Raw genomic sequence first — 22,828 nt, 5'->3', positions numbered from 1 at the left:
TCGTCAGCCCGCGCCCATCCCCGCCGCGACGAACAGCGAGCGCACCGCGGCGGTGTAGTCCTCCGACGCCGGCCGGTGCGCCAGTGCCTGCTGCACGACGAAGCCCTGCACCAGCGACAGCAGCACCGGGGTCAGCTGGGCGGCAGGGATGGGAAGCGCGTTGCCCGCGGCGGACCAGCGCTCGAGCATCCCGGTGATGACGGTGCGCAGGTCGGTCAGGATCTCGTCGGCCAGTGTGATCAACGCCGGGTTGCGGGTAGCTTCACCCCAGACGGCGAGCAGCAGCGGGAAGATGTCCGCCGGTGCCTGCTCCTGGGCGAACACCGGTTGCCGGACCAGGTAGGCGGCGATCTCCGCGGGTGACGGCGGAGGTTCCTCGGCGGCGAAGTCGGCCAGCCTGCCCCGGATGCCGCTGAAGACCTGGGTGCCGACGGCCACGATGATGTCGTCCTTCGACCGGAAGTAGAGATACACCGCGCCCGCCGACAGACCCGCCTCGCGGATCACATCGGCCATTGATGTGCTGTGGAAGCCGTTGCGGGAAAAGCACTTCCACGCAGCGACGAGGATCTGCTCGCGACGGTCCTCACGGTGTTGATCTGTGACCCTGGGCATGGCACTACCGTAAACCGAATATTCGTTCTTGACGAGTCGGGGCGTCTGGTGCATCCTTATTACAAAACGAACGATCCTTCTCGGAAAGGAGCCACGATGACCCTCCCAGGCATCGATCAGCACGCCGGGCCGGCACTGGACCTCGCAGCCCCCGGTACGTCGGCACACTCGGCCGGCAGCTCGCACGGCCAGGCGCGGACAGCCGTCGGTCTCGTCCTCGCCCTCACCGCCGGCCTCTCGCTGGTGCTCGCACTGTTCGTCGGTGTGGCGGTGAACTCCGGACCCAACGGGATCCGGCTTGCGGTCGCCGGGCCGCCCGCGGCGGTCGAGCAGATCCGAGCCGGGCTGACGCAATCCGCCGGACCGGACGCCTTCGAGGTCACGGTGGTCGCGGACGAGTCGGCCGCCCGGTCCGCGCTCGCCGACCGGTCGGCGGACGGCGCCATCGTGCTCGGGGCCAACGGGCCGACGCTGCTCACCGCCGGCGCCGGGTCACCGGCCGTCACCCAGCTCCTGACGTCGGCAGCGGCGCGGATGGACGGGACACCGGCCGCCGGACCGGCAGTGGTCGACGCCGTGCCATTGCCGTCGACGGACAGCAGGGGCGTGGGGCTCGCTGCCGGTTCGTTCCCGATGATCATCGCCGGCCTCGCGCTCGGTGCGGCCTCGGCGCTGGCCCTGCGCAACCGTTGGTGGGTGCTCGGCACAGCGGTCGGCGGTGCTGTCGCGATCGGCGTCAGCTTCGCCGGAGTCCTCGCCTGGCTGGGTGTCTCGGCCGGCAACTTCGTGGCGGAGGCATCCGCGATCTCGCTGACCGTCGCGGCGTCGGCGCTGGTGGTAGCGGGACTGGTCCGGTTGGTCGGTCCGGCGGGGGCCGGTCTGGGTGCGCTGCTGCTGGTCATCATCGGCAACCCGCTGTCCGGCATCGCAACCTCGCCGCGACTGCTGCCCGCCCCGTGGGGCGAATTCGGCCAGTGGCTGCCGACCGGCGCGGGCGGCACCCTGCTCCGGACGGCCGCGTACTTCCCGGCAGCGTCGGTCTGGGAACCGGTGCTGATCCTGCTCGGCTGGGCGGCGCTCGGAGCGGTCGGGGTCATCGTCGGCCGCCGGGCGGGCCATTCGTCGCCCATCGCGGCGACAGCCTGACAGCAGAACGGCACCGGAACCCATCCCGGGTTCCGGTGCCGTTTCGCGTGTTGTCGAGTGGTCAGGCGCGGCGCCGGTACCCGCGCAGGGCCAGCGGCACGAACACCACCAGCAGGATCGCCATCCAGACCAGCGTCCACATCAGGCTTTCCTGTACGGGGCCGCCGATCATCAGGCCGCGCACGGTGGTGACCAGTTGCGAGATCGGGTTGATGTTGACGAAGGTCTGCAGCCAGCTCGGCATCGTGTCCGGGTTGACGTAGGTGTTGCTGGCGAACGAGAGCGGCAGCACGATCAGGAACATGATCCCCTGAACGGCTCCGGAGGTCCGGGCCTTCATCCCGACGAACACCGAGATCCAGCAGAAGCACAGGGCGAACGCAATGGAGATGCCGACCCCGGCGGCCGCCGCCAGCGGGTTGGTCTCGATCCGGAACCCCATCAGCATGCCGAATCCCAGCGTCACGACGCACAGGATCAAATACCGGCCGATGTCGGCGATCACGGCGCCGACGAGCGGTACCGAGCGGCCGATCGGCAGCGACCGGAAGCGGTCGAACACGCCCTTCTCGATGTCGGCGTTGAGGTTCTGGCCCAACGCGACCCCGGCCATCGCGATGCTCTGCCCGAGCAGCCCGGGCAGCAGGAACTGCAGGTAGTCGGCCTGCGTCCCGCCGATCGCGCCGCCGAACACGTAGGTGAACAGCAGCAGGAAGATGATCGGCTGCAGCGTGACGTCGATCAGCGCCTCCGGTGTGCGCCACATCTTGATCAGGCTGCGTTTGGCCAGTGCGATGACGTGGCGTGGATAGGAATTCGATGCCGAGCCGGTCGCCGGTGGTACCGGCGGTGCCGGTGGGCGGGCCGATGTGGTGACGGCCGGTTCGACCGCGGTGGTCTCGCTCATGCTGCTTCCTCCGTTCGGATGTCTGATGTCGTTGAACTCTGCGACGCGCCGTTGCCGGTCAGCGTCATGAAGACCTCGTCGAGTGTCGGCAGGTGCAGCGAGAGCTCCGTCACCGCAATGCCTTCGGCGGCGAGCCGGCCGACCGTTGCGGCCAGTGCCGACTCGCCGCTGACGGCCACCGTCAGCTCGTCCCGGCCGGTGGGTATCGGTTCCGTGCGGCCGATCTCGCCGAGGATCCAGGCAACGTCGCTCAGCCGATCGCGATCGGCCGGTTTGACCCGGATGCGTTGGCCGCCGATCTTTCGTTTCAGCCCGTCCGGGGTGTCGTGCGCGATGACCTTGCCCTTGTCGATGACGCTGATCTCGTCGGCCAGTGCGTCGGCCTCCTCGAGGTACTGGGTGGTCAGCAGCACGGTGGATCCGTCGCCGACAAGCCGCCGGACGACCTCCCACATGTCCTCCCGCTTGGCGGGATCGAGCCCTGTGGTCGGCTCGTCCAGGAAGATCACCCGGGGCCGGCCGACCAGGCTCGCGGCCAGGTCGAGCCGGCGCCGCATGCCACCGGAATAGGTCTTCGCGCGGCGCTGTGCGGCATCGGCGAGACCGAACCACTCGAGCAGTTCGGCCGCCCGTGATCGTGCGTCACGGCTGCTGAGGTTCAGCAGTTGGCCGATCAGCATCAGGTTCTGGGTGCCCGTCAGGTCCTCGTCGACCGACGCGTACTGCCCGGTCAGGCCGATGGTCCGGCGGACCGCGCCCGCATCTTTGACGACGTTGTAGCCGTCGATCGTCGCCCGCCCTGCGTCGGCACGGAGCAGGGTCGCCAGCACCCGCACCGCGGTGGTCTTGCCCGCGCCGTTGGGGCCCAGCACGCCCAGCACGGTGCCCTCGCGGGCGGCGAGGTCGACGCCGTCAAGTGCCTGGGTGGTGCCGAAACGCTTCGTCAGCCCTTCGGCTTCGATGATGTTGTTCATGGATGTCTCCTCGGCTCATAGTCGTGAGGCCGAGAGTGCGCCGGTGTGCTGTCAGGTCACGCACACGGCGCTGAGATGCCATGTCAGCGCTCTGCCGGTGCCCGCTTGCGAGGGGTGCCGGGCGGTGACGGTCAGCCGTCGGAGCCGGTGCGCTCCGCGTCCCGATCGGATCTGCGGAACACCAGCGGATGTGCCTCCAGGGCCAGGTGGTCGCGTTGCCACTGGAGTTCCCGGTCCATCGCGGCGTGGTCGTCGGGGACCGACTGGGCGATGGCCGCAACGGCATAGGCGGCGGCGTGCCGGGCGTGACCACCCAGTTGCGCGACACCGCAGGCCTGCCCGGCCGCACGTGCCGCCGATCGGGCCGCACGGTTGTCCGCCAGCCGCGCGGCCTCCTGCGCCTCCAGGGCCAGCAACTGCGCCGCGCGGGCGTCGATCTCTCCCCGCGACCATGCCCTGGCGCCATCGATGGCCGCCCTGGGTCGGGGGTCGTCGGGATGCTCCGATTCGAACAGGGGCAGCACGCGTTCCGCGCAGTCACTGGCCCACTGCGCGAGCAGGCCCCTGTTGTCCTCGTCCATGGTCAGCGCGCTCATCTGGCGTTCCACGCCCGAGAGTCTGTCACCCAAGTGCGACCATCTTCTACGCTCGCATCTTCTACGCTTCGTGCACGAATCGGTCATTGCGCACCAAGGGGGTTGGATGAGTCAGAGCTCGCTGCTGTCCCTGCTGCTGGTGATGGTGGTCGCCGCGATAGCACCGATCGTCACCCGCCTCGTGCCGGGGCGGCCCCCGCAGGTGCTGTTCCTGATCGTCGGCGGCGTGCTCATCGGGCCGCATGTGCTGGGTTTCGCGGACTCCGCAACCATCGAGCTGCTGGCCGGTCTGGGGCTGGGCTTCCTCTTCCTGCTCGCCGGCCACGAACTGGATCCGATGTTGCTGCGGGAGAAGGCCGGCAAGCAGGCGCTGGTCGCCTGGACGATCAGCGCCGTCGCCGCGGCGGCCGTCGTCGGTGGGCTCGAAGCCATCGGATTCGTGCACGCGTTCGTGCCGGTGTCGATCGCCCTGACGACCACCGCGCTCGGCACACTGCTGCCCATCCTGCGCGAACAGAACATGCTGGGAGGTCGGTTCGGCCGCTTCATCTTCGCCGCCGGGGCCGTCGGCGAACTGCTCCCGATCCTCGCGATCTCGCTCTTCCTCGGTGCGTACAAGACATGGTGGGAAGCGCTGATCATCGCCTCGATTGCAGCGCTGGCCTTCGTCCTGGCCTGGATCGCGAAACTGCTGTCCGGCACCCGGGTTGCGGCCATCATCGGCGAGAACAGCCACGCCACATCACAATCCACGCTGCGCATCACGGTGGTGCTGCTGGTCGGACTGCTGCTCATCACCCAGGAATTCGGCGTCGAGGCCGCGCTCGGGGCATTCTTCGCCGGCATGGTGTTGCGACGGACGTCGACGGGTGCCGTCAACCACGAATTCGAGCAGAAGCTGGATGCCGTCGGTTACGGCTTCTTCATTCCCGTCTTCTTCGTGAGTTCTGGAATGGCGCTGGACATCCAGTCCATCGTCGAGAATCCCCTGCGGTTGCTGGTCTTCTTCGTGCTGCTCCTGGTGGTGCGGGGTGCGCCCGCGTTGCTGGTCTACCGGAAGACGCTGTCGTTGCGCGAGCGGGTGCAGATGATGTTGCTGACCGCGACGGCGCTCCCACTGCTCGTCGCCCTGTCGGAGATCGGGATGAGTGCGGGCGTCATGCTGCCCGAGAACGCGGCGGCGCTCGTCGGCGCCGGCGTGCTGTCGGTCGCCATCTTCCCGTTGATCGCCACCCGGATCCATCGGCCCGCGGACGAGCCCGTGGCCGACGAGACGCCGCCCGCCGAGGCTGCCCGCGGCTGATTGACGCTGGCCACGGCTGAATAGCCGCTGATCGACCTGCGGGGTCGACACCCGCAGTAAGTAGACCTGCTGCTCAGTGGTGGTTCTCGGTTCTCGCGACCTGGTCGGCGAGGTCGGCGGGTGCGAGGTTCGCATGCCCGAAGGCGTCGTTGAGCGGCAGCGCGACATGCAGGTCGGTGCCGACGCACACCTCGAGAGTCCCTGATTTTAAGAAGAAATCGAGCACGTGCCCGCCGCGTGCATGGTCGGCGTCGAGGAAATGCACATGCCCACCCGGCACGCCGATGCCCTGCTCGTACAACGGTGTGCGGAAACCCGCCACGACGCCGGTGATGTCGGCGAAGTCGATGACCGGCTCGTTCTTCGTCGCCGCTGTCAACGGCGGGTAGGGCTTGGTCTGCCGCGCCGCCGTCCGGGTACGAACCCGGTGGAAGTCCCCGGTCACCTTGATCGCATACAGGTAGTTCTCCGAGCCGACCAGCTCTCCGACGACGGCGGAGACCTCCGCGCGCGAACTGTCGCCCGGCAGGCTCACGCTGTAGGCGGGCTCGAACGCGGTCACCACGGCGAATGGCGTTCGTGCTTCGGGGGAGGCGATCGACGCCTCGCCGTTTCCGCGAAGCCGGTAGCACCTCCCGTCGAGCACCACCATTTCGCCGTCCAGGGCGTTGAAGGTTCCGAGACCGAAGTCGCCGTGCCGCAACAGCTCCCGGACCGTCATCTCACCGTCGTACACGCCGTCGAGCAGTGCGCTCATCAGACTGGTCTGGTACACCGTGCGACGGCGGCGGACAGGCCGCGCCGCATGATCTCCGGATTCGTCCATGGTGACGTCATTGTGGCCGGTGACGCTCCACAAAGCCCGCAGCCCCGCCGCTGCAACGCGGGTCAATCGGCGGTCGGATGGTGCGGTCGGGCGTCGGTGCGTGGCTCAGAGCTTCGGTGCGCCAGAGCGGCGGGTTTGTCAGCGGCGGCGCCGGCGGACGATGGCGATGATGCCGACGACGGCAGCCAGCCCGAGCGCCGCCGCGATCCGACCGATCGGCAGTTGCGCGCTCAGAGTGGACGCGAGTAGTCGGACTGAGCCGAAACCCACTGCGCTGCTGCCGGTCACCAGCTTGCCGAGCCGGGAGCCGGCCCCGTCACCGAGCCGGACGAGCACTCCGTCCGGCCCGGTGACGTCGACCGTGACTCCGGCGTCGTGCAGCGCGTCGGCAACCCGACCGAGCGCCCGCGGACCGTTCACCCTGCCGACACCGGCCGGCAGGGCGGCGTGGTCGAGTGACGACCAGAAACGCAAGGGCTGGTCGGTGTGCAGGATCAGCGACCGACCGTCCCCGACGAGATGCGCCCGCTGACCATCGGTCTCGATCCTCAGGTCCGCGAAGACGGCGAGCTTCGCACCGCTTGCGGCACGCGCGGATTCGCCGGGCGCAAGAGCTGTCATGCCGCCGTGGCGCCCTCCGCGGTGGTGATGCGCAGGGTGCCGTTCAGCCGCCAGGTTGCCCGCGGCGCCTGCGGTCCCGTCTCGCGGGGCACCTCGACCAGCATGTCGACGAACTCGTAGTTGATGGCCGCGCCGCGCTCGGTCAGGTAGGTCCACAATTCGCGGGCCAGGTCGGCGAAGGATGACGGCTGCTGCGGCACTGCACGAAGATCGGTCACGATGTGCTCCTCGGATTGTGCTCGTCGTCGGGCGGGAGGCCCGAGGATCAGACAGAGCAGTTACCGCTGAACAACCTCGGCCGGATGCGCTGTGCGGCATATCCCTCGTCATCGGCGCCGCACGCTTCGTCGGCGGGGGTAGGTGCGCGGGCCCGGAGGCGTAAACCGAACCTAAAGCGCCGGAACAGCCGACGCTTTCTCACTGAACCGTGCCTCACTCTTGCTACCCGCGCCCTGCTCGTGTTGCAGCGTGGGGTAGGCGTAGGTAGCGAGAGTGAGGCGTGATTTCGCGAGCAACCCCTCGCTAGGCCATGACGTCGAGTGAACCTGTGCCTTGCGCTCGAGGGTGTTTCGCTGCGTCGGTGCCGGGGAGAGGTTCAGCCAGCGCGGTCAGCTGGCCGCGGTTTTCCGTGGACGGCCCCGCCGGGCAGTTGGCCGGGCAGGTTCCGGCGTCGGCTCGGCTGCAGGGTCAGGCTCCGGGTCCTCCTCGACTGCCGGCGTCTCGGCGGTGGCACGGGCCGGTCCGGTCGAACGGGCCGGCCTATCGCGCCACTTCAGCTCGATCTCGACTTCCGTTTCGTCACCGTCGATCTCGATCTCGAGCTCCCACTCGATCTGGTCGCCGACCCCGATTTTGAGCGAGTCGCCGCCCGACTCGAGCTCGACATCGGAGCCTGCGGCCAGGGCATTACCCCACTCCAGCAGTCGTTCGGCGACCTCCTCCCGGGAGAGCAGGGCCTTCCTCTTGAACTCGACCTTGGGCACGATGCGGTCCTCTCCTGATGTTCGGGCTTGATCTGTGGACAGTGCTGTTCGCCGCGCTGTTCTGGTGATGATCATGCGGCCCGGCACACGATCTCGGGAGTGTCGTCGGCGAGTCGCGTGCTGGGCCCCATGATCAACAGTCGGTGCGGGGTGCGGGGTGCGGGCTGCGGAAGTCGGGGTCAGCCGGCCCGGACCGGGTCGACGGTGCGCCCGAAGGCCAGCCGCCACAACCGGTCCCACTCAATTCTGGTCTTCGGCCGCGGAACCCCGGGGCGGTTGCGGGGGAGGCGGACCCGCAGTGCCCGGGGCCGCACGGTGCAGTGCACCGGCGTCGGCACCATCAGAGCCTCGCCGTCCACCCCGACGGGTATCTCGGTGGCATCCGCATCGACGACCGCTTCCGGGCCGGTCAGCACCCGGACCGTCTGGCCGTTGGTGCGGCGGAGCAGGCCCACCGCACTCGCGGCGCTGTCCACCCGCCCGGCGACCACCCCGAGCACCCCCTGGTCCAGCCGGTTGCGGCGGCCCAGGTCGATCAGCCGCCCGGATCCGTACGGGTTGTTGCTCACCAGGATCGCCTGCGTCCGGTCGACCGTGCTGTCGCCGACCCGCACCGACAGTGCTGCGGCGTCGGGCGTGAGCAGGTCCGGCAACATCGACAGGATCGTGCCTTCCTTGTGGTCCCGGTACTCCGGGCTCTGCACGATCTCCGCGTAGGCACCGAACGAGGCGTTGTTCACGAACGGCCGGCCGCCGATCATGCCGAGATCGACGCGGACCTCCACACCGTTCCGGAGCCCGTCCAGGCAGGTGGAGGGATCGTCCCGGTCGAGTCCGAGGTCGAGGGCGAAGTGGTTCCGCGTACCAGCGCTGACGACGAGGAACGGCAGGTCGTGCTCGGCCGCGATCCCGGCGACCAGGGCCTGCGTGCCGTCACCGCCGGCCACCCCGAGCAGGTCTGCTCCGCGGGCGACGGCGTCGCGCACCACTGCGGCGACGTCGACATGGCCCGGCCCTTCGAGCAGGGCCACCTCCGCACCCAATGCTTCGGCCTTCTCCCGCAGGCCGAAGCGAACGACCTTGCCGCCGCCGGACCGCGGGTTCATCACGAAGAACGGCCGCTTCGCGTCGGGCACAGCGACACTCGGCATCCAGGTGTCCTCGTCCTCGTCGACGGCCCAGCGCGCCGCCGCGAGCGCTGCGGCCAGCAGCGCCAGGGTCAGGATCGCGACCAGGATGACGTCGGCTGCGGCGTAGCTCCAGATGAGCGCCACCACGGCGAGTGCGGCGACCGCAAGGCCCGCCCATCGGGCGACCCCGCGGCGGGCCAGGAACCAGAACATGCCGACCAGTAGCAGCGCGGCCCCGACCAGGCCGGTCACCACCAGGAAGACACCGGTATAGCCGGCCGAGGCGAAGACCAGGATGGCTGCGGCGGCGACCAGGATCAGCGCAATCCTGGCGGCCCACCTCTTGGCGGATGGAGGCTCGGTGGTGGTCACCGTGCTGACGCTAGGAGTGGTCCGGACGTGCCGCATCAGCCGATACAGGTGATTTCGCCGCATTCGTAGCGCCGGGGACGCCACCGGCGAGGGGTCAGAAGCGGCCGCCGCCGCCGCTCACACTGCCGCCCCCACCGCCACCGCCGCCGAAGCCACCACCGAATCCGCCGCCGCCGAATCCGCCGCCCCAACCGCCGCCGCCATGGCCGCCGCGGCCGGAGTTGAGCACCGAGCTCAGGATGATGCCGCCGAGCAGCGCGCCGTTGATGCCGCCGCCGCGCTGTGAACCGCCGCCGCCCCAGCCGCCGACGTCCTGCTGTGCGATGTCGGCGGCTTCCCGGGCGAGGGTCGCCGCCTCCTGGGCCTCGGTGAGCCCCGTTCCGGCGTCGGTCCCGGCCGCCGCCTCGGCAGCCGCCAGGTGCCGCTTGGCCTCCGCGAGCCTGGTCCTCGCCTGGCTGCCGATCGCGCCGCGCCGAGTCGAGATGAAGTCGTCTGCGGACGACACCTCGGCGCGTGCGGTGGCCAGCGCCTGCGCGAGCCCGGCCTGCGCGCGCTGTTCACGCTGCTGGGCGTCCCGGGTGGCGGCGAGGATCGTGTCGAGCGCCTCGTCGGCCTCCTGCACCTTGTGCAGAGCGGTCAGCGGATCGGCTGCGCCCTGCGGCGAGCGGGCGACGCCGAGCAGCGCCTGGATCTGGTCCAGTTGCGCCCCGAGAGCAGGACCCGACGGGCCCGCGCCCGCCTCGGACAGTGCCCGGCGGGCAGCGGCGAGTTCCTGGTCGACCGCGGTGCAGGCGACGGGCAGCTGGCCCGCCGCCGCGGCCAGATCGGCCGCCGTTCGCTCGACCGCGTCGAGCAGGGTGGTGGCCTGCCCGACGGCCTCTTGCGCTGCACCGGCGGCGAGCACGGCCGGCGCACCGGGTTGAACCGACGGCTGCCGAACGGCCGGCTGTTGAGCGACGACCTGAAGGTCGGGAGACGTGTGCTCGGCCTGCGTGACGCCGGCTTGGTTGGACCCGGCCTGGGTCGATCCCGCTTGGGTGGGTGCCTCCGGCGACGCGACGGGGGTGGGCAACGTCGCCGGGCCGGACGGCGGCTCGGCCAGTTGCTGGGCCTCCTGGAGGCTGGTGCGGGCGAACGTCAACCGGGTCGTCGCCTCCCGCACGTTTCCGGCGACGGTCGTCAGCGCGCTGGGCGCGTACTGCTGCTGCAGGGATCCCAGCGTCGCGCCGACACCGGCCAGCCGGGCCTGCTGGGCTTCGATGGCCCCCGGCAGTTCGGCCAGCACCTGCGGCAACCGGGATCGCAGATCGCGGAGCTCGTCGAACCGGTCGCTCTCCGCGTCGAGGGCTGCGGACGCCTCGGCGCAGCGCTGCAGGATCTCGTTCATCATCGAGCGTTTGGTCAGGTCGTCCTCGGGGATCTCATCGTCGACGCGTTGCCGGATCTCGAAGGCGGCCGTGAGTGACTCCCGCGCCGCGTTGAACGCCGTCCGGAAAGGGGCGACCGCTTCAGGGCCGAAATCCGACTCCGCTGCGGACAGCTCGAATTCGCTTGCCCGGACGGCATTGTCGGTGTCGATCAGGGCCTGCACGCTGCGGGCCGACAGCTGATCGAGCGGTTCGGCAGGTTCGCCCCGGCCGCCCGGCGCGACGCCACCGGCCTGTTCCTGAGCCTTGCGCCGGGACCGGCGGGAGACCAGGTAGGCACCGCCACCCACGACGACCAACCCACCGGCGACCCACCACCAGGTGGACGAACCGCCGCTGAGTGCCTCCCGATAGCCGTTGGCCGCGGCGATGGCAGCACCCGCCCAGTCGCCCTCGACGAGCTGCGGGCGGATGTCGTTCTGAGCCACCTCGGCCAGCTGGCTGCTGCTGAGCTTGAAGTTCGGCGGGACCTGGACGCTGTAAGCGCGGCCGTCGGTGGCGATGGCCAGCAGCATGTCGTTGGCCCCGAAACCGGACAGGGCGTACGTCTCCCTGGCCCAGCCGTCCCCGTCGGTCGGGTCGTCGAAATTGGCGACGTAGACCACGAAGAGGTTGATGTTCTCCTCGCTGGAGAGCTGGCTGAGGGCCGCCTGGACGTCCGCCTGGTCGCTTCCGCTCAGCGCGCCGGCCCGGTCGGTGATCGGCGACGGCACCCGGAACGGAGGCTCGGCGGCCGCGACGGTCGGCAGCAGGACGGCGGCCAGCACCGCGACCATCCCCACCAGCCCGGCCCATCGGGTTCGTACAGTCGTCATCTTCGGTCCTTCCCCGTCCGGAGCGCGCTGCCCGACCCTACCGAGCCGGCTACGGGGAGGTGACCGTCCGGGCGGCGGGGACGTCGTGGCGACCCGCCCGGGAGGGTGGTCTTAGGCCTGCCGGTTGGCGGGGGCGAAACCGTGCGCCCGCGAGCTCTCCTCCGCGCGGATGACGTGGGTGACGGCGTTGATCAGGGCGAGGTGGGTGAACGCCTGCGGGAAGTTGCCGAGGTGCCGGCCGGTGATCGGGTCCAGCTCCTCCGCGTACAGCCCCAGCACGGAGGCGTGCGACAGCAGCCGCTCGCACAGCGCCCGCGCGCGCTCGAGCTCACCGATCTCGACCAGTGCCGACACCAGCCAGAACGAGCAGATGGTGAAGGTGCCCTCCTCGCCGGCCAGACCGTCGTCGGTCTCCTCGACCCGGTAGCGCAGCACGAGGCCTTCGTGGGTCAGTTCCTCGGCGATGGCGAGCACCGTCGCCCGGATCCGGTGATCGCCCGGCGGCAGGAAGCGGACCAGGGGAGCCAGCAGCAGCGAGGCATCGAGCGCGGTCGAGCCGTAGCGCTGCACGAGCACGCCGCGCTCGTCGACACCGTTCGCCAGGATGTCGGCATGGATCTCGTCCGCCACGGTCTGCCACTTGTCGGCGATCGCCGGTGAGTCGTGCAACCTGGCCAGCCGGACGCCGCGGTCCAGGGCGACCCAGCACATGATCTTGGAGGCGGTGAAGTGCTGCGGCTCGCCGCGGACCTCCCAGATTCCGCGGTCGGGCGCGCGCCAGTGGGCTGCCGCCTGCTCGACCTGGGCGATGACGATCGGCCAGAGTTCCTCCGGCATCTGCTCGCGTGACCTGGTGTGCAGGTAGATCGAGTCGAGCAGCGCGCCCCACACGTCGTGCTGCTGCTGGTTGTAGGCGCCGTTCCCGATCCGCACCGGGCTGGCGTCGTCGTAACCGCTGAGGTGATCGAGCACGGCCTCGTCCAGTCGCCGCTCGCCGCCGACGCCGTACATGATCTGCAGGTCGTTGGGGTTGTCTCGGCAGACGTCGTGGATGAAGAAGAAGAAGTCGTTCGCCTCACGGTCGAAACCGAGGGTGTACAGCCCCCAGAGGGCGAACGTCGAATCCCGGATCCAGGTGTACCGGTAGTCCCAGTTGCGCACCCCGCCCGGCGTCTCCGGCAGCGACGTGGTGGCTGCGGCGAGCAGCGCGCCGGTGGGTGCGTAGGACAGCCCCTTGAGGGCAAGTGCCGAACTCTGCAGGTAGGAGCGCCACGGGTGATCCGGGAACGTGCCCTGGCTGAGCCACTGCCGCCAGTACTCGCAGGTGCGTTCCATCCACTCCGAGGCCTGCGCGGTGTCCTCCGGTGGCGGCAACTCGGAGAAGGCGAGTGCGACGTAGTGCACGTCACCGCGCTTCATCTTGGTCCGGGCCATCGCGGTTCGGCCTTCCAGTCCGATCCGCAGTGAACTGGAGAGCTTCAGCGTCGGTTGGCCTTTCGCGCTGGCGACGACATCGCAGTACCCGGAGCCGGGGTACTGCCACTTCGCTCCCTTACGGGCGTAGTCGAAGACCGGCTCGCAGCTCATCTGCAGGTCGACGTTGCCGTAGATGCAGGTGATGGTGCGCAGCAGGACGTGGGCCGCATCGAAATCGGTCGGTGAGCGGCGGTGCGTCTTCGAGCGCTGGTCGGTGTTGTGCCAAGGCGCCATGATCAACGCGTCGCAGACGACCAGCCAGCCGGTCGGTGTCTGCCAGGTCGTCTCCAGGACAAGGGTGCCGGGCAGGTAACGCCGCGCCGCCGGTACCGCCACACCGAACGGCGCGACCCGGAACGACCCGCCGGCACGATCCAGCAGGGCGGTGAAGACGCTGGGCGAGTCGGGTCGCGGTACGCACATCCATTCGATGGCCCCGGACGGGGCGATCAGGCAGTTGGACTCGCAGTCGGACAGGAACGCGTAGTCCCCGATGCCCGGGAAATTCCCGGCGCCGTGCACGGCCGGGTGCTCGGGAGCCAGGCTCGTGGAGACCACCGGGCGCCGGGCCGCGGCCTTGCCGTTCATCGCGAACGGGTCCGGGGCGGCGTCGAGGGGAGCGAGGAGCGCATCGTCCGATGCTCCGGCCGCGGAGTTCTGGGCGTCGATGTCGACGGAGTCCGTATCGGTCACAACAACATTCTCAGTCATGGAAGGCGGTCCCGTGTGGCGACGAGATCACGTCGTGGTGACAGTCCGGCGATTCCCGCCGGCCGGAGCCCTCGATCAGCCATCGGTGGGTGACGTCGCGGGCGCCGGAGCAGGTGTCGAGTCGGGCCGTGTCGATCCAGGTGTCGATCCGGGAGCGCCGGCAGCGGACGTATCCGGTGCGGATGTCGCCGGGCTCTGGGCGGGGGTGCCGACCGTGGGAGACACCGGATCGGAGGTGACCGTGGGCGGGGTGCCGGCCGTCGGCACCGTTGACGCTGTGGGCTCCGTTGACGCTGACTGTGTCGGGACCGCCGGTGACGTGCCGACGCCGGCCAGCCTGGACACCGTGGAGGTCGACGTGACCGCACGGCACGCGATCAGCGTGTTGCCCTTCAGACCGATGCCGTACACGCAGATCCTGCTGGTGCCGGCGGGGATACCGACAGTGGTCCGGTAGCCGTGGTTCCCGGTGATCCGGTACGCGGTGTTGACGTCGGGACGGGCCAGATTGGCGGTGATCGCCTTCCCGGTGGAATTGACGTAGATGTGCACCCTGATCGAAGTGGACGCCTGGAGGTCGTCGAATGACCAGCCGGCGAGCGTGGCGGTCCGGCCCGAAACGGAAAGGGCGTCGATCCGGCCGACCGGCCGTTCGTAGCGCATCATCACGGTGCGGCAGCCCAGCGACGGGTTCGTGTACGGCGGCGCGACGTTGAGAGCCACCGCGCACACCTTGTTGTCACCGCGCCCACCGCTCGGCAGCGTGCCGCTGTAGCCGGTGAACCCGCCGGCCCACGGATTGCGGCGCTCGACGTCGGCCCTGGGCCTCCCGGTGGTGAGAGTCGAGGTGCGGACAACCTTGTCGGGGCCGACGACGGTGAACCTGATCTGGACGGCCGCCCGCGGAGCGGCCGGATCGGCAGCCCAGCCCCTGACGGCGATCGTGTCCGGCCCGCTCTGCGCGGCGAGGTCGAAGGCGCCCCTCGGACCGGGTATGGCCACGTCGCGGCAGCCCAGCAGGCGGTCTGCCGTCCCTCGACCGACATTGACCACCGTCACGCAGAACGTGTGCGCTCCCGCGCCTGTCCACGGCAGGGAGGCGATGAAGCCGAAGGTGCCGACCACGTTGTAGATCCGGTTGACGTCCGACCGGCCCTGATTCGCGAACACCGACGTCGATGTGTTCCCGAACGGCCCGCGGTCGGTGATCTTGATGGTGGTCAGTCCGTTGATGGCGTCGGGCTCGATGGCCCAGCCGGCGACTCTGACCCTGGTCCCCGAGATCGCCACCTGGTCGAGGTGCCCGAAGGGATTGTGACCCGCCTCGCCGAGGGCCGTGTTGGTGGGAATGCTGGTGCAGGCCAGGGCATCGCCGCCGCCGCCGGGATACCAGGGCAACGTGATCGAAGGAGCGTCCTGGTTGTCGGTGACGTACTTGGTCGCCGGGGCTTCCCATTGCGCGTACAGGGTCGGATAGTTGCTGCCCTGCACCGCGTTTGCGGCATAGGTGAGCGACATGGACTGCCAGCCGGCCACGTCGAGGAGGCCGCGGGTCGGCGCGGCGCTCTTGTCGCCGCCGAAGAACGCCATGGCCTCCCATCGCGGATCGAGCAGTCGCTGGATCACCCCCTCGGGGTCGGTCGTCCCGGTGCTGGCGCCGTAGTTGCCCCAGCCGTAGGCCGGTCGCTGCTGGTAGAGCCCCACCGAGTCGGTGTCATGGGCGCCGTCCCGGGAGCCGAACATGTCGTGCGGGTACTTGAGGGACAGGCGGGTGACGTTCATCCAGTACGCGCGGCCGGGCACCGGCCAGGACGCGGACTGGGTGCTGGAGCCGTCGTTGGCCAGGTTCCGGATCGACGATTCCTGGAACATCACCATGACGGCGATGATCTGCCCCTTGACCGGCACACCCATGGCCTTCGCGACGCCGACGGTGGTCCGGACTGCGGACCGACCCGAGGAGGCGGAGGGGACGGCGGCGCCGCTCTGACCGACCGAGCAGGACGCCGCCGCAGCAGCGCGCTTGCCGGGCGCCGCCGTGGCCGTCCCCGCGACGCCGACGGACGCAGCGGCCAGCGCCGCGACGACGGCCAACAGCAGGAGGCGTCGGCGTGCGGTTCCCGGATCGCGGCCGTTTCGGACGGTCATCGGTGTCCCCGTTCTGCGAATGAGCGGTCGAGACTGCGTCAGGTCAGCACTGCAGAGTGCTGCGGCAGCAGCGACCGTCCCCCCGGTGTCGTCCGGACACCGCCTCCCCGTTCGTAGCATAGCGTGCTCGGTTGATTGCTGTCCGTAACAAGTCAGCCGGTGGTTCCGGACGGGAATGTTCGCCGCGGCAGTGCGGTTGGACTGATCAGCAAAGTTGAGTCGGATTGACTCAGGTCAGTTGACACGGTCTGGCGACGCAGGCATTGTGGGCGTCAGAACACAGAGATGTGCCGGTCCGGTCGATCGATGTGATGGTCCGATCGGATTTCATGCGCGGTACCAATCGGGCCGCGCCAACAGGAAGACCCGTCGAGCGATTTCCGGCGGGGTAGCAGCTGGAGGATTGCATGTCGCGTGCCGTCGGTATCGACCTCGGTACCACCAACTCGGTCGTCGCCGTTCTTGAGGGCGGCGAGCCGACCGTCATTGCCAACGCCGAAGGCGCCCGTACGACCCCGTCCATCGTCGCCTTCGCCAAGAACGGCGAGGTGCTGGTCGGTGAGGTCGCCAAGCGTCAGGCGGTCACTAACGTCGACCGGACCATCCGTTCGGTCAAGCGTCACATGGGTACGAACTGGACCGTCGACATCGACGGCAAGTCGTACACCGCGCAGGAGATCAGCGCACGCGTGCTCGGCAAGCTCAAGCGCGACGCCGAGTCGTACCTGGGTGAGCCGGTCATCGACGCCGTGATCACCGTGCCCGCGTACTTCAACGACGCCCAGCGGCAGTCCACCAAGGAGGCCGGTGAGATCGCGGGCCTCAACGTCCTGCGCATCGTCAACGAGCCGACCGCGGCCGCCCTGGCCTACGGGCTGGACAAGGGCGAGAAGGAGCAGACCATCCTGGTTTTCGACCTCGGTGGCGGCACCTTCGACGTTTCCCTGCTGGAGATCGGCGACGGTGTCGTCGAGGTCAAGGCCACCGCAGGTGACAACAAGCTCGGCGGCGACGACTGGGACGAGCGGGTCGTCAAGTACCTGGTCGACAAGTTCAAGCTGGCCAATGGCATCGACCTGACCAAGGACAAGATGGCCATGCAGCGGATCCGTGAGGCCTCCGAGAAGGCCAAGATCGAGCTGTCGTCCTCGCAGCAGACCTCCATCAACCTGCCGTACATCACGGTGGATGCGGAGAAGAACCCGCTGTTCCTGGACGAGTCGCTGTCCCGCGCCGAGTTCCAGAAAATCACCTCCGATCTGCTGGACCGCACCCGTAACCCGTTCCATCAGGTGATCAAGGACGCCGGCGTCAAGGTTGCCGACATCGATCACGTGGTGATGGTCGGCGGCTCCACCCGGATGCCCGCCGTCACCGAGTTGGTCAAGGAGCTGACCGGCGGTCGGGAGCCCAACAAGGGCGTCAACCCGGACGAGGTCGTCGCCGTCGGCGCGGCCCTGCAGGCCGGTGTGCTGCGCGGCGAGGTCAAGGACGTGCTGTTGCTGGACGTCACCCCGCTGTCCCTGGGTATCGAGACCAAGGGCGGCATCATGACCAAGCTGATCGAGCGCAACACCACCATCCCGACCAAGCGGTCCGAGATCTTCACCACGGCCGAGGACAACCAGCCTTCCGTGCAGATCCAGGTCTTCCAGGGTGAGCGCGAGATCGCTGCCTACAACAAGAAGCTCGGCATGTTCGAGCTGACCGGGCTGCCGCCGGCGCCGCGCAACGTGCCGCAGATCGAGGTCACCTTCGACATCGACGCGAACGGCATCGTGCACGTGTCCGCCAAGGACCTGGGCACCGGCAAGTCGCAGTCGATGACGATCACCGGCGGCTCCGCGCTGCCCAAGGACGACATCGACCGGATGATGCGCGAGGCCGAGGCGCACGCGGATGAGGACAAGGCCCGCCGTGAGGAGGCCGAGGTCCGCAACCAGGCCGAGGCGCTGGTCTACCAGACCGAGAAGTTCATCAAGGACAACGACGAGAAGCTGCCGGAGGAGCCGAAGGAGCGCGTCAAGAACTCGATCACGAAGGTGAACGAGGCGCTCAAGGGCACCGACATCCCGGCGCTGAAGTCGGCGGTCGAGGAGCTGGCCAACGAGTCGCAGCAGCTCGGTTCGGCGCTGTACGCGCAGACCCAGGCCGACGCGGCCGGCGGTGCAGGTCCGTCCGCCGATGGCGGTGCCGACGGTTCCTCCTCGCAGGACGAGGAGATCGTCGACGCCGAGATCGTGGACGAGGCTGAGAAGAAGTGAGCGGATTCGGCGCCGAGGGCGCGCGCGGCGAGGAGCCGGAGCCGGTGATCCGGGACAACCGCCGGATCGATCCGCAGACCGGCCGGCCACGGCAGCCGGGGACGGGCCCGACCGAAGCGTCGAGCCCCTTCCCGGGCGCGGGGCGGCACGCCGCCCCCGACCCGGCGAACCCCAACGACGCGGCCCAGCCGTTGTCGGTGGACCTGAGTGCGGCCGAGCTCGACCTGGCCCGCCAGGAAGCGGCCGAGCGCACGGCCGATCTGCAGCGGGTGACGGCGGAGTACGCCAACTACCGCAAGCGGGTCGACCGCGACCGCGAGTCGGTCGTGGCGGCGGCGAAGGCCAGCGTCGTGCTCGAGTTGCTCACCGTGCTCGACGATCTCGATCGGGCGCGGGCGCACGGCGACCTCGTCGGTTCCTTCGGGGCGGTCGCCGACCGGTTGACCGGGGCGTTGACCAAGTTGGGACTCGCGCCGTTCGGAGCGGAGGGCGACCAGTTCGACCCTGCCGTGCACGAGGCGGTGCAGTTCAGTACCTCCGCCGACGTGGCTGAGCCGACGGTGACGGCCGTGTTCCGCAGCGGCTACACACTGGGGGACCGGCTGGTCCGCCCGGCAGTCGTGGTGGTGACCGGTCCGGAGCACGAGAGTGCGGCGGCCGAGCAGCCCGCGGCGGAGCAGGCGGCGGACGCGTCCGTCGAGACCGGCAGCACGGGCAGTTGAGCGGCGGTGTGCAGCTGACGGGCGGTTTCCGCTCGTCGGCTGTGCCGCGTCAGTGGTCCCGCACCATCGAGCAGTCGGCCAACTAACGAGCGGCAGGCAGTGAGACCAGACCGAGTGACAGCAGTATCAACAGCAGCAGCACCGGCGCTGACAACATCAGCACCGGTCACAGCGGCAATGAGAGTGAGGGGAGGTTCCGGGTGAGCGCCAAGGACTATTACGAGAAGGACTTCTACAAAGAGCTGGGCGTGACCAAGAGCGCGACCAACGCCGAGATCAAGAAGGCCTACCGCAAGCTCGCCCGGGACCTGCACCCCGACAAAAACCCCGGCAACAAGTTGTCGGAGGACAAGTTCAAGGCCATCTCCGAGGCCTACGACGTGCTCTCGGACGACGCCAAGCGCAAGGAGTACGACGAGGCCAGGGATCTGATGGCGTCGGGCGCTTTCCGCGGCTTCGGCGGGCCGGCCGGCGGTAACCCCACCGGTACCGGCGGTTTCGATGTCGGTGACATCTTCCGTAACGCCGGTGGCGCGGGCGGTGCCGGTGGCCTCGGCGATCTGTTCGGCGGCCTGTTCAACCGCGCAGGAACCGGTTCGGCCCGGCCGCCGCGCGCCCGTCGCGGCGCGGACGTCGAGACCGAGGTCCGGTTGTCGTTCAACGACGCGGTCACCGGTGTGACGGTGCCGCTGGGCATCACCGAACGCACGACGTGCCCGACCTGTCACGGCGTCGGAGCACGACCGGGCACCTCACCGCGGGATTGCCCGGCGTGCAACGGAACCGGTCTGACCACCCGCAACCAGGGTTCATTCGCGTTCTCGGAGCCGTGCGCCAACTGCCACGGAACCGGGTCGGTGATCGACGACCCGTGCCCCACCTGCCATGGTGAGCGCACCGTCGTGCACAACCGCCGGCTGACAACCCGTATCCCAGCCGGCGTTTCGGACGGCCAGCGGATCCGGCTCGCAGGCAAGGGCGAACCCGGACCGGGTGGTGGTCCCGCCGGCGACCTGTTCGTCGTCGTGCACGTCTCGCCGCACGAACTGTTCGGGCGAAGCGGCGACAACCTCACGCTGACGGTCCCGGTGACGTTCCCCGAGCTCGCGCTCGGCACGACGTTGACCGTGCCCACGTTGACCTCGGCGGTCCGCCTGCGGGTGCCCGCCGGGACCAGCAACGGGCGGAAGTTCCGCGTCAAGGGTTCCGGTGTGCAGCGCAAGGACGCCGTCGGCGACCTGATCGTCACGGTGGAAGTTGCTGTGCCGCAAAAGCTATCGGCTGAGGCCAAGACCGCGTTGGAGGCCTTCGCCGCCGCGCAGACGTCCGATCCGCGAGAGGCGATCACCCGTGCGCTGCGTGCGCGGGACGGTGCCGCGTCAGCGGGTGCGGCGGCCGGGAGCTCGGCATGACCGGCCCCGGCCGGCGCGGACCCGTCGGTGGTGACGCCTCGGGTGGTGCTGCCTCGGGTGGTGACGCCTCGGGTGGTGCTGCCTCGGGTGGTGCTGCCTCGGGTGGCAACTCCGCCGGTGGCAATCCGGCCGGCGGGAGTGCGTCAGGTGGCCCGGGTACGAGGGGCTCGGGTGCGCGGGGCGGCCCCACCGGCGGTCAGCACGGCTCCCGCGGCTTCGAGATGGACGCACCGTTGTTCGTCATCTCGGTGGCCGCTCAGCTCGCCGGAATGCACGCCCAGACCCTGCGTTCCTATGACCGCGAGGGTCTGGTGTCGCCGGGCAGGACCACCGGAGGCGGCCGCCGCTATTCGCAGCGGGACATCGAACTGCTGCGCGAGGTGCAGCGGCTGAGCCAGGACGAGGGCGTGAACCGCGCCGGCATCCGGCGCATCATCGAGCTCGAAGCACTGGTGGACGTCCTGCGAGAGCAACTCGCCGACGCGACCACCGAGATCGCTTCCCTGCGCGCGGATCTCATGGAATCGCGGATGGATGCGGCGAATGCGGCGGCCAACGCCATCGCCGGTCTGCGTCGCGACGTCGTGCCGTGGCGCGAGCCCAACACGGCCTTGGTGGCCTGGCGGCGTCAGCGCCGGAGCTGATCCGGGCCGGAACAGCTCAGCGATTCGGGACTTTCGGCCATTCCGGCCGACGCCGCTCGGTGCGATGCTGGAAATTGCCGACCTGTGTCGCGGGCCGGGTCGGCGCCTGGGCGACTACGCCCGAAGGAGGCGTCTCCCATGACGCGTCACGAGTTCCCAACGTTCCCTCGTACCCACCATTGCGCCCTGTGGCGGTTCGGCACCGCGGCGCTGGCCGTCGCGGTCGTAGGGTTGTCGGCGCCGGCCGCGGCACTGATCGGCACGGCGTCCGCAGCAATCCCGGGATCGAATTCCGCGGTAGCGGCCGGCGCCGCGGTCACCGCCGCGATGGCGGCGGGCTGCCCTACGCCGGCCGCGGACGCCGTCTACCGGTCGTCACCGACCTTCGCGCGCACGGTGGCGCTGACCATCGACGACGGTCCCTCTGCGAGCTGGACGCCTCAGGTGCTGGACATCCTCAAGGCCAACCACATCGGGGCGACGTTCTTCGTCATCGGAGAGAACGTCAGGGAAAACCCGGCGATGATCCGGCGGGCGCTCGCCGAGGGTAGTGAAATCGGCAACCACACCGACACCCATGTCACCCTGAAGGGTCTCAGTGCGTTCGCGCAGGGTGCGCAGATGGATGCGGGGCGCGCGGCGATCATGAGGGCGGGCGGTCCGGATCCCTGCTTCTTCCGAGCGCCCGGCGGCAACTACGACGCGACAACGTTGGCGCTCGCACGCGCGCGCGGGATGAGCCTCGTCCAGTGGTCGAACGACCCGGTGGACTGGGCTGCACCCAGCTCACTGTCGCCCTCCTATCAGACCAAGATCTTCGCCGGCGCGGTCAGCCCAGTGTTCGACCACCCGATCGTCCTGCTGCATGACGGATCTCAGGGTAACTACCGGCAGAACACGGTGAATACGCTCCAGCGCATCATCGACTCCTACCGCTCCCGCGGCTACGTCTTCACCGACCCGCTGGGCAGGAGCCTGGACCACATCGGTGACCCGGTCAGCCATCTGGATTCTGCAACGAGTCCCGAACCCGGAACCGTGCGGGTCGCGGGTTGGGCCTTCGACCCTTCGGTGCCACTGGAGACCATGCGCGTCCACGTGTATGTCAACGGCGTCGGTCACAGCATCTCCACCGGAAGCTACCGTCCTGACGTGCATCGGGCATACCCGCAGGCATCTGACCACACCGGCTTCGCCGTCAAGGTTTCCGCCGCAGCCGGGCTGGACCCGGTGTGTGTGTACGCGATCAACAAGGGGCTGGGTAGCAACGTTCTGATCGGCGGCGGGTGCAGGACGGTGCGGGTCGCCAATCCGAACCCGGTCGGTCACCTGGACCGTGCGAACAGTCCTGGGGCGGGACTTGTCCGGGTCGCCGGCTGGGCGTTCGATCCGTCCGCGCCGACGCAGCCGCTGTCCATCCATGTCTATGTCAACGGCGTCGGATACGCGCGTACGACAGGGGTCTCACGTCCGGACGTCCAGCGCGCCCACCCGGTGACCACGGATCACCAGGGATTCGCCCTGACGCTGCCGGCACCAACGGGCAGCGACACGGTCTGTGTGTACGCGATCGATATCGGTGAGGGAACGAACCAGCGGCTGGGCTGCCCGACGGTGGTCGTCCCGCCCCCGCCGCCATCGCCGTAGCGTAGGACGACGCCCTCTTGTTGACCGGTCCACCGTCTGCTGATGGTGAACACCGATGCGCTCCGGGCCGGTGTCGGCCTACCGTCGGC

General features: G+C 69.3%; 19 protein-coding genes. 7 read left to right on the top strand and 12 right to left on the bottom strand.

Features of this window, described 5'->3' with window-relative positions; genetic code table 11:
• Positions 1–3: 3 nt before the first annotated feature.
• Positions 4–615: a TetR/AcrR family transcriptional regulator gene (locus ACVBEQ_RS08955; protein ID WP_447152583.1), complete on the bottom strand. Its 612-nt coding sequence runs from the start codon at positions 613–615 to the stop codon at positions 4–6.
• Between the two features lie 96 nt (positions 616–711).
• On the opposite strand from ACVBEQ_RS08955, the gene ACVBEQ_RS08950 reads away from it, so the two are divergent.
• Positions 712–1,761 carry an ABC transporter permease gene (locus ACVBEQ_RS08950; RefSeq protein WP_447152582.1) on the top strand — a complete coding sequence of 350 codons (1,050 nt, stop codon included), beginning with the start codon at positions 712–714 and terminating at the stop codon, positions 1,759–1,761.
• A gap of 61 nt (positions 1,762–1,822) precedes the next feature.
• Here the strand turns inward: ACVBEQ_RS08950 and ACVBEQ_RS08945 are convergent, their stop codons facing one another.
• The 3 genes from ACVBEQ_RS08945 to ACVBEQ_RS08935 all read right to left on the bottom strand — a co-directional run bounded on the left by ACVBEQ_RS08945 (position 1,823) and on the right by ACVBEQ_RS08935 (position 4,250).
• A complete protein-coding gene (locus ACVBEQ_RS08945; RefSeq protein ID WP_447152581.1) occupies positions 1,823–2,668 on the bottom strand; it encodes an ABC transporter permease in 846 nt (281 codons plus the stop codon).
• Positions 2,665–3,642 (bottom strand): ATP-binding cassette domain-containing protein, encoded by a 978-nt coding sequence (locus ACVBEQ_RS08940; protein ID WP_447152580.1) that lies wholly within the window; start codon positions 3,640–3,642, stop codon positions 2,665–2,667. Before ACVBEQ_RS08940 ends, ACVBEQ_RS08945 begins: the two co-directional genes overlap by 4 nt.
• 131 nt (positions 3,643–3,773) lie before the next feature.
• Positions 3,774–4,250, bottom strand: a complete 477-nt coding sequence (locus ACVBEQ_RS08935; protein ID WP_447152579.1) for a putative immunity protein — start codon at positions 4,248–4,250, stop codon at positions 3,774–3,776.
• A 94-nt stretch (positions 4,251–4,344) separates the two neighbouring features.
• Between ACVBEQ_RS08935 and ACVBEQ_RS08930 the strand changes: the two genes are divergently transcribed.
• A complete protein-coding gene (locus tag ACVBEQ_RS08930; RefSeq protein ID WP_447152578.1) occupies positions 4,345–5,541 on the top strand; it encodes a cation:proton antiporter in 1,197 nt (398 codons plus the stop codon).
• Between the two features lie 73 nt (positions 5,542–5,614).
• Here the strand turns inward: ACVBEQ_RS08930 and budA are convergent, their stop codons facing one another.
• From budA to ACVBEQ_RS08890, 8 genes are all read right to left on the bottom strand, one after another.
• Positions 5,615–6,367 carry an acetolactate decarboxylase gene (gene budA / locus ACVBEQ_RS08925; protein ID WP_447152699.1) on the bottom strand — a complete coding sequence of 251 codons (753 nt, stop codon included), beginning with the start codon at positions 6,365–6,367 and terminating at the stop codon, positions 5,615–5,617.
• Positions 6,368–6,505: 138 nt separating this feature from the next.
• Positions 6,506–6,988 carry a hypothetical protein gene (locus ACVBEQ_RS08920; protein ID WP_447152577.1) on the bottom strand — a complete coding sequence of 161 codons (483 nt, stop codon included), beginning with the start codon at positions 6,986–6,988 and terminating at the stop codon, positions 6,506–6,508.
• Positions 6,985–7,206 (bottom strand): hypothetical protein, encoded by a 222-nt coding sequence (locus ACVBEQ_RS08915; RefSeq protein WP_447152576.1) that lies wholly within the window; start codon positions 7,204–7,206, stop codon positions 6,985–6,987. Before ACVBEQ_RS08915 ends, ACVBEQ_RS08920 begins: the two co-directional genes overlap by 4 nt.
• 390 nt (positions 7,207–7,596) lie before the next feature.
• Positions 7,597–7,971 carry an amphi-Trp domain-containing protein gene (locus tag ACVBEQ_RS08910; RefSeq protein ID WP_447152575.1) on the bottom strand — a complete coding sequence of 125 codons (375 nt, stop codon included), beginning with the start codon at positions 7,969–7,971 and terminating at the stop codon, positions 7,597–7,599.
• 179 nt (positions 7,972–8,150) lie between these two features.
• The gene (locus ACVBEQ_RS08905) at positions 8,151–9,473 is read right to left on the bottom strand and encodes a diacylglycerol/lipid kinase family protein (protein ID WP_447152574.1); all 1,323 of its coding nucleotides are present in this window, start codon (positions 9,471–9,473) and stop codon (positions 8,151–8,153) included.
• 94 nt (positions 9,474–9,567) lie between these two features.
• Complete coding sequence (locus tag ACVBEQ_RS08900) at positions 9,568–11,715, bottom strand: TPM domain-containing protein (protein ID WP_447152573.1); 2,148 nt, start codon at positions 11,713–11,715, stop codon at positions 9,568–9,570.
• Between the two features lie 111 nt (positions 11,716–11,826).
• Positions 11,827–13,779, bottom strand: a complete 1,953-nt coding sequence (locus tag ACVBEQ_RS08895) for a glycoside hydrolase family 15 protein (RefSeq protein WP_447152698.1) — start codon at positions 13,777–13,779, stop codon at positions 11,827–11,829.
• Between the two features lie 198 nt (positions 13,780–13,977).
• Complete coding sequence (locus ACVBEQ_RS08890) at positions 13,978–16,050, bottom strand: hypothetical protein (protein WP_447152572.1); 2,073 nt, start codon at positions 16,048–16,050, stop codon at positions 13,978–13,980.
• A gap of 407 nt (positions 16,051–16,457) precedes the next feature.
• Between ACVBEQ_RS08890 and dnaK the strand changes: the two genes are divergently transcribed.
• The 5 genes from dnaK to ACVBEQ_RS08865 all read left to right on the top strand — a co-directional run bounded on the left by dnaK (position 16,458) and on the right by ACVBEQ_RS08865 (position 22,739).
• On the top strand, positions 16,458–18,314 hold the full coding sequence (gene dnaK / locus ACVBEQ_RS08885) for a molecular chaperone DnaK (RefSeq protein ID WP_447152571.1): 1,857 nt from the start codon (positions 16,458–16,460) through the stop codon (positions 18,312–18,314).
• Positions 18,311–19,036: a nucleotide exchange factor GrpE gene (grpE, locus tag ACVBEQ_RS08880; protein ID WP_447152570.1), complete on the top strand. Its 726-nt coding sequence runs from the start codon at positions 18,311–18,313 to the stop codon at positions 19,034–19,036. The genes dnaK and grpE overlap by 4 nt, the downstream gene beginning before the upstream one ends.
• A 200-nt stretch (positions 19,037–19,236) precedes the next feature.
• Positions 19,237–20,448, top strand: coding sequence for a molecular chaperone DnaJ (dnaJ, locus tag ACVBEQ_RS08875; protein ID WP_447152569.1), 1,212 nt, complete (start codon positions 19,237–19,239; stop codon positions 20,446–20,448).
• A gap of 221 nt (positions 20,449–20,669) precedes the next feature.
• Complete coding sequence (locus ACVBEQ_RS08870; RefSeq protein WP_447152697.1) at positions 20,670–21,092, top strand: heat shock protein transcriptional repressor HspR; 423 nt, start codon at positions 20,670–20,672, stop codon at positions 21,090–21,092.
• Between the two features lie 138 nt (positions 21,093–21,230).
• Positions 21,231–22,739 (top strand): polysaccharide deacetylase family protein, encoded by a 1,509-nt coding sequence (locus ACVBEQ_RS08865; protein ID WP_447152568.1) that lies wholly within the window; start codon positions 21,231–21,233, stop codon positions 22,737–22,739.
• Positions 22,740–22,828: the final 89 nt, after the last annotated feature.

The organism is Nakamurella sp. GG22 (assembly GCF_052976845.2).
This window is presented reverse-complemented; position numbering and strand designations above follow the sequence as displayed.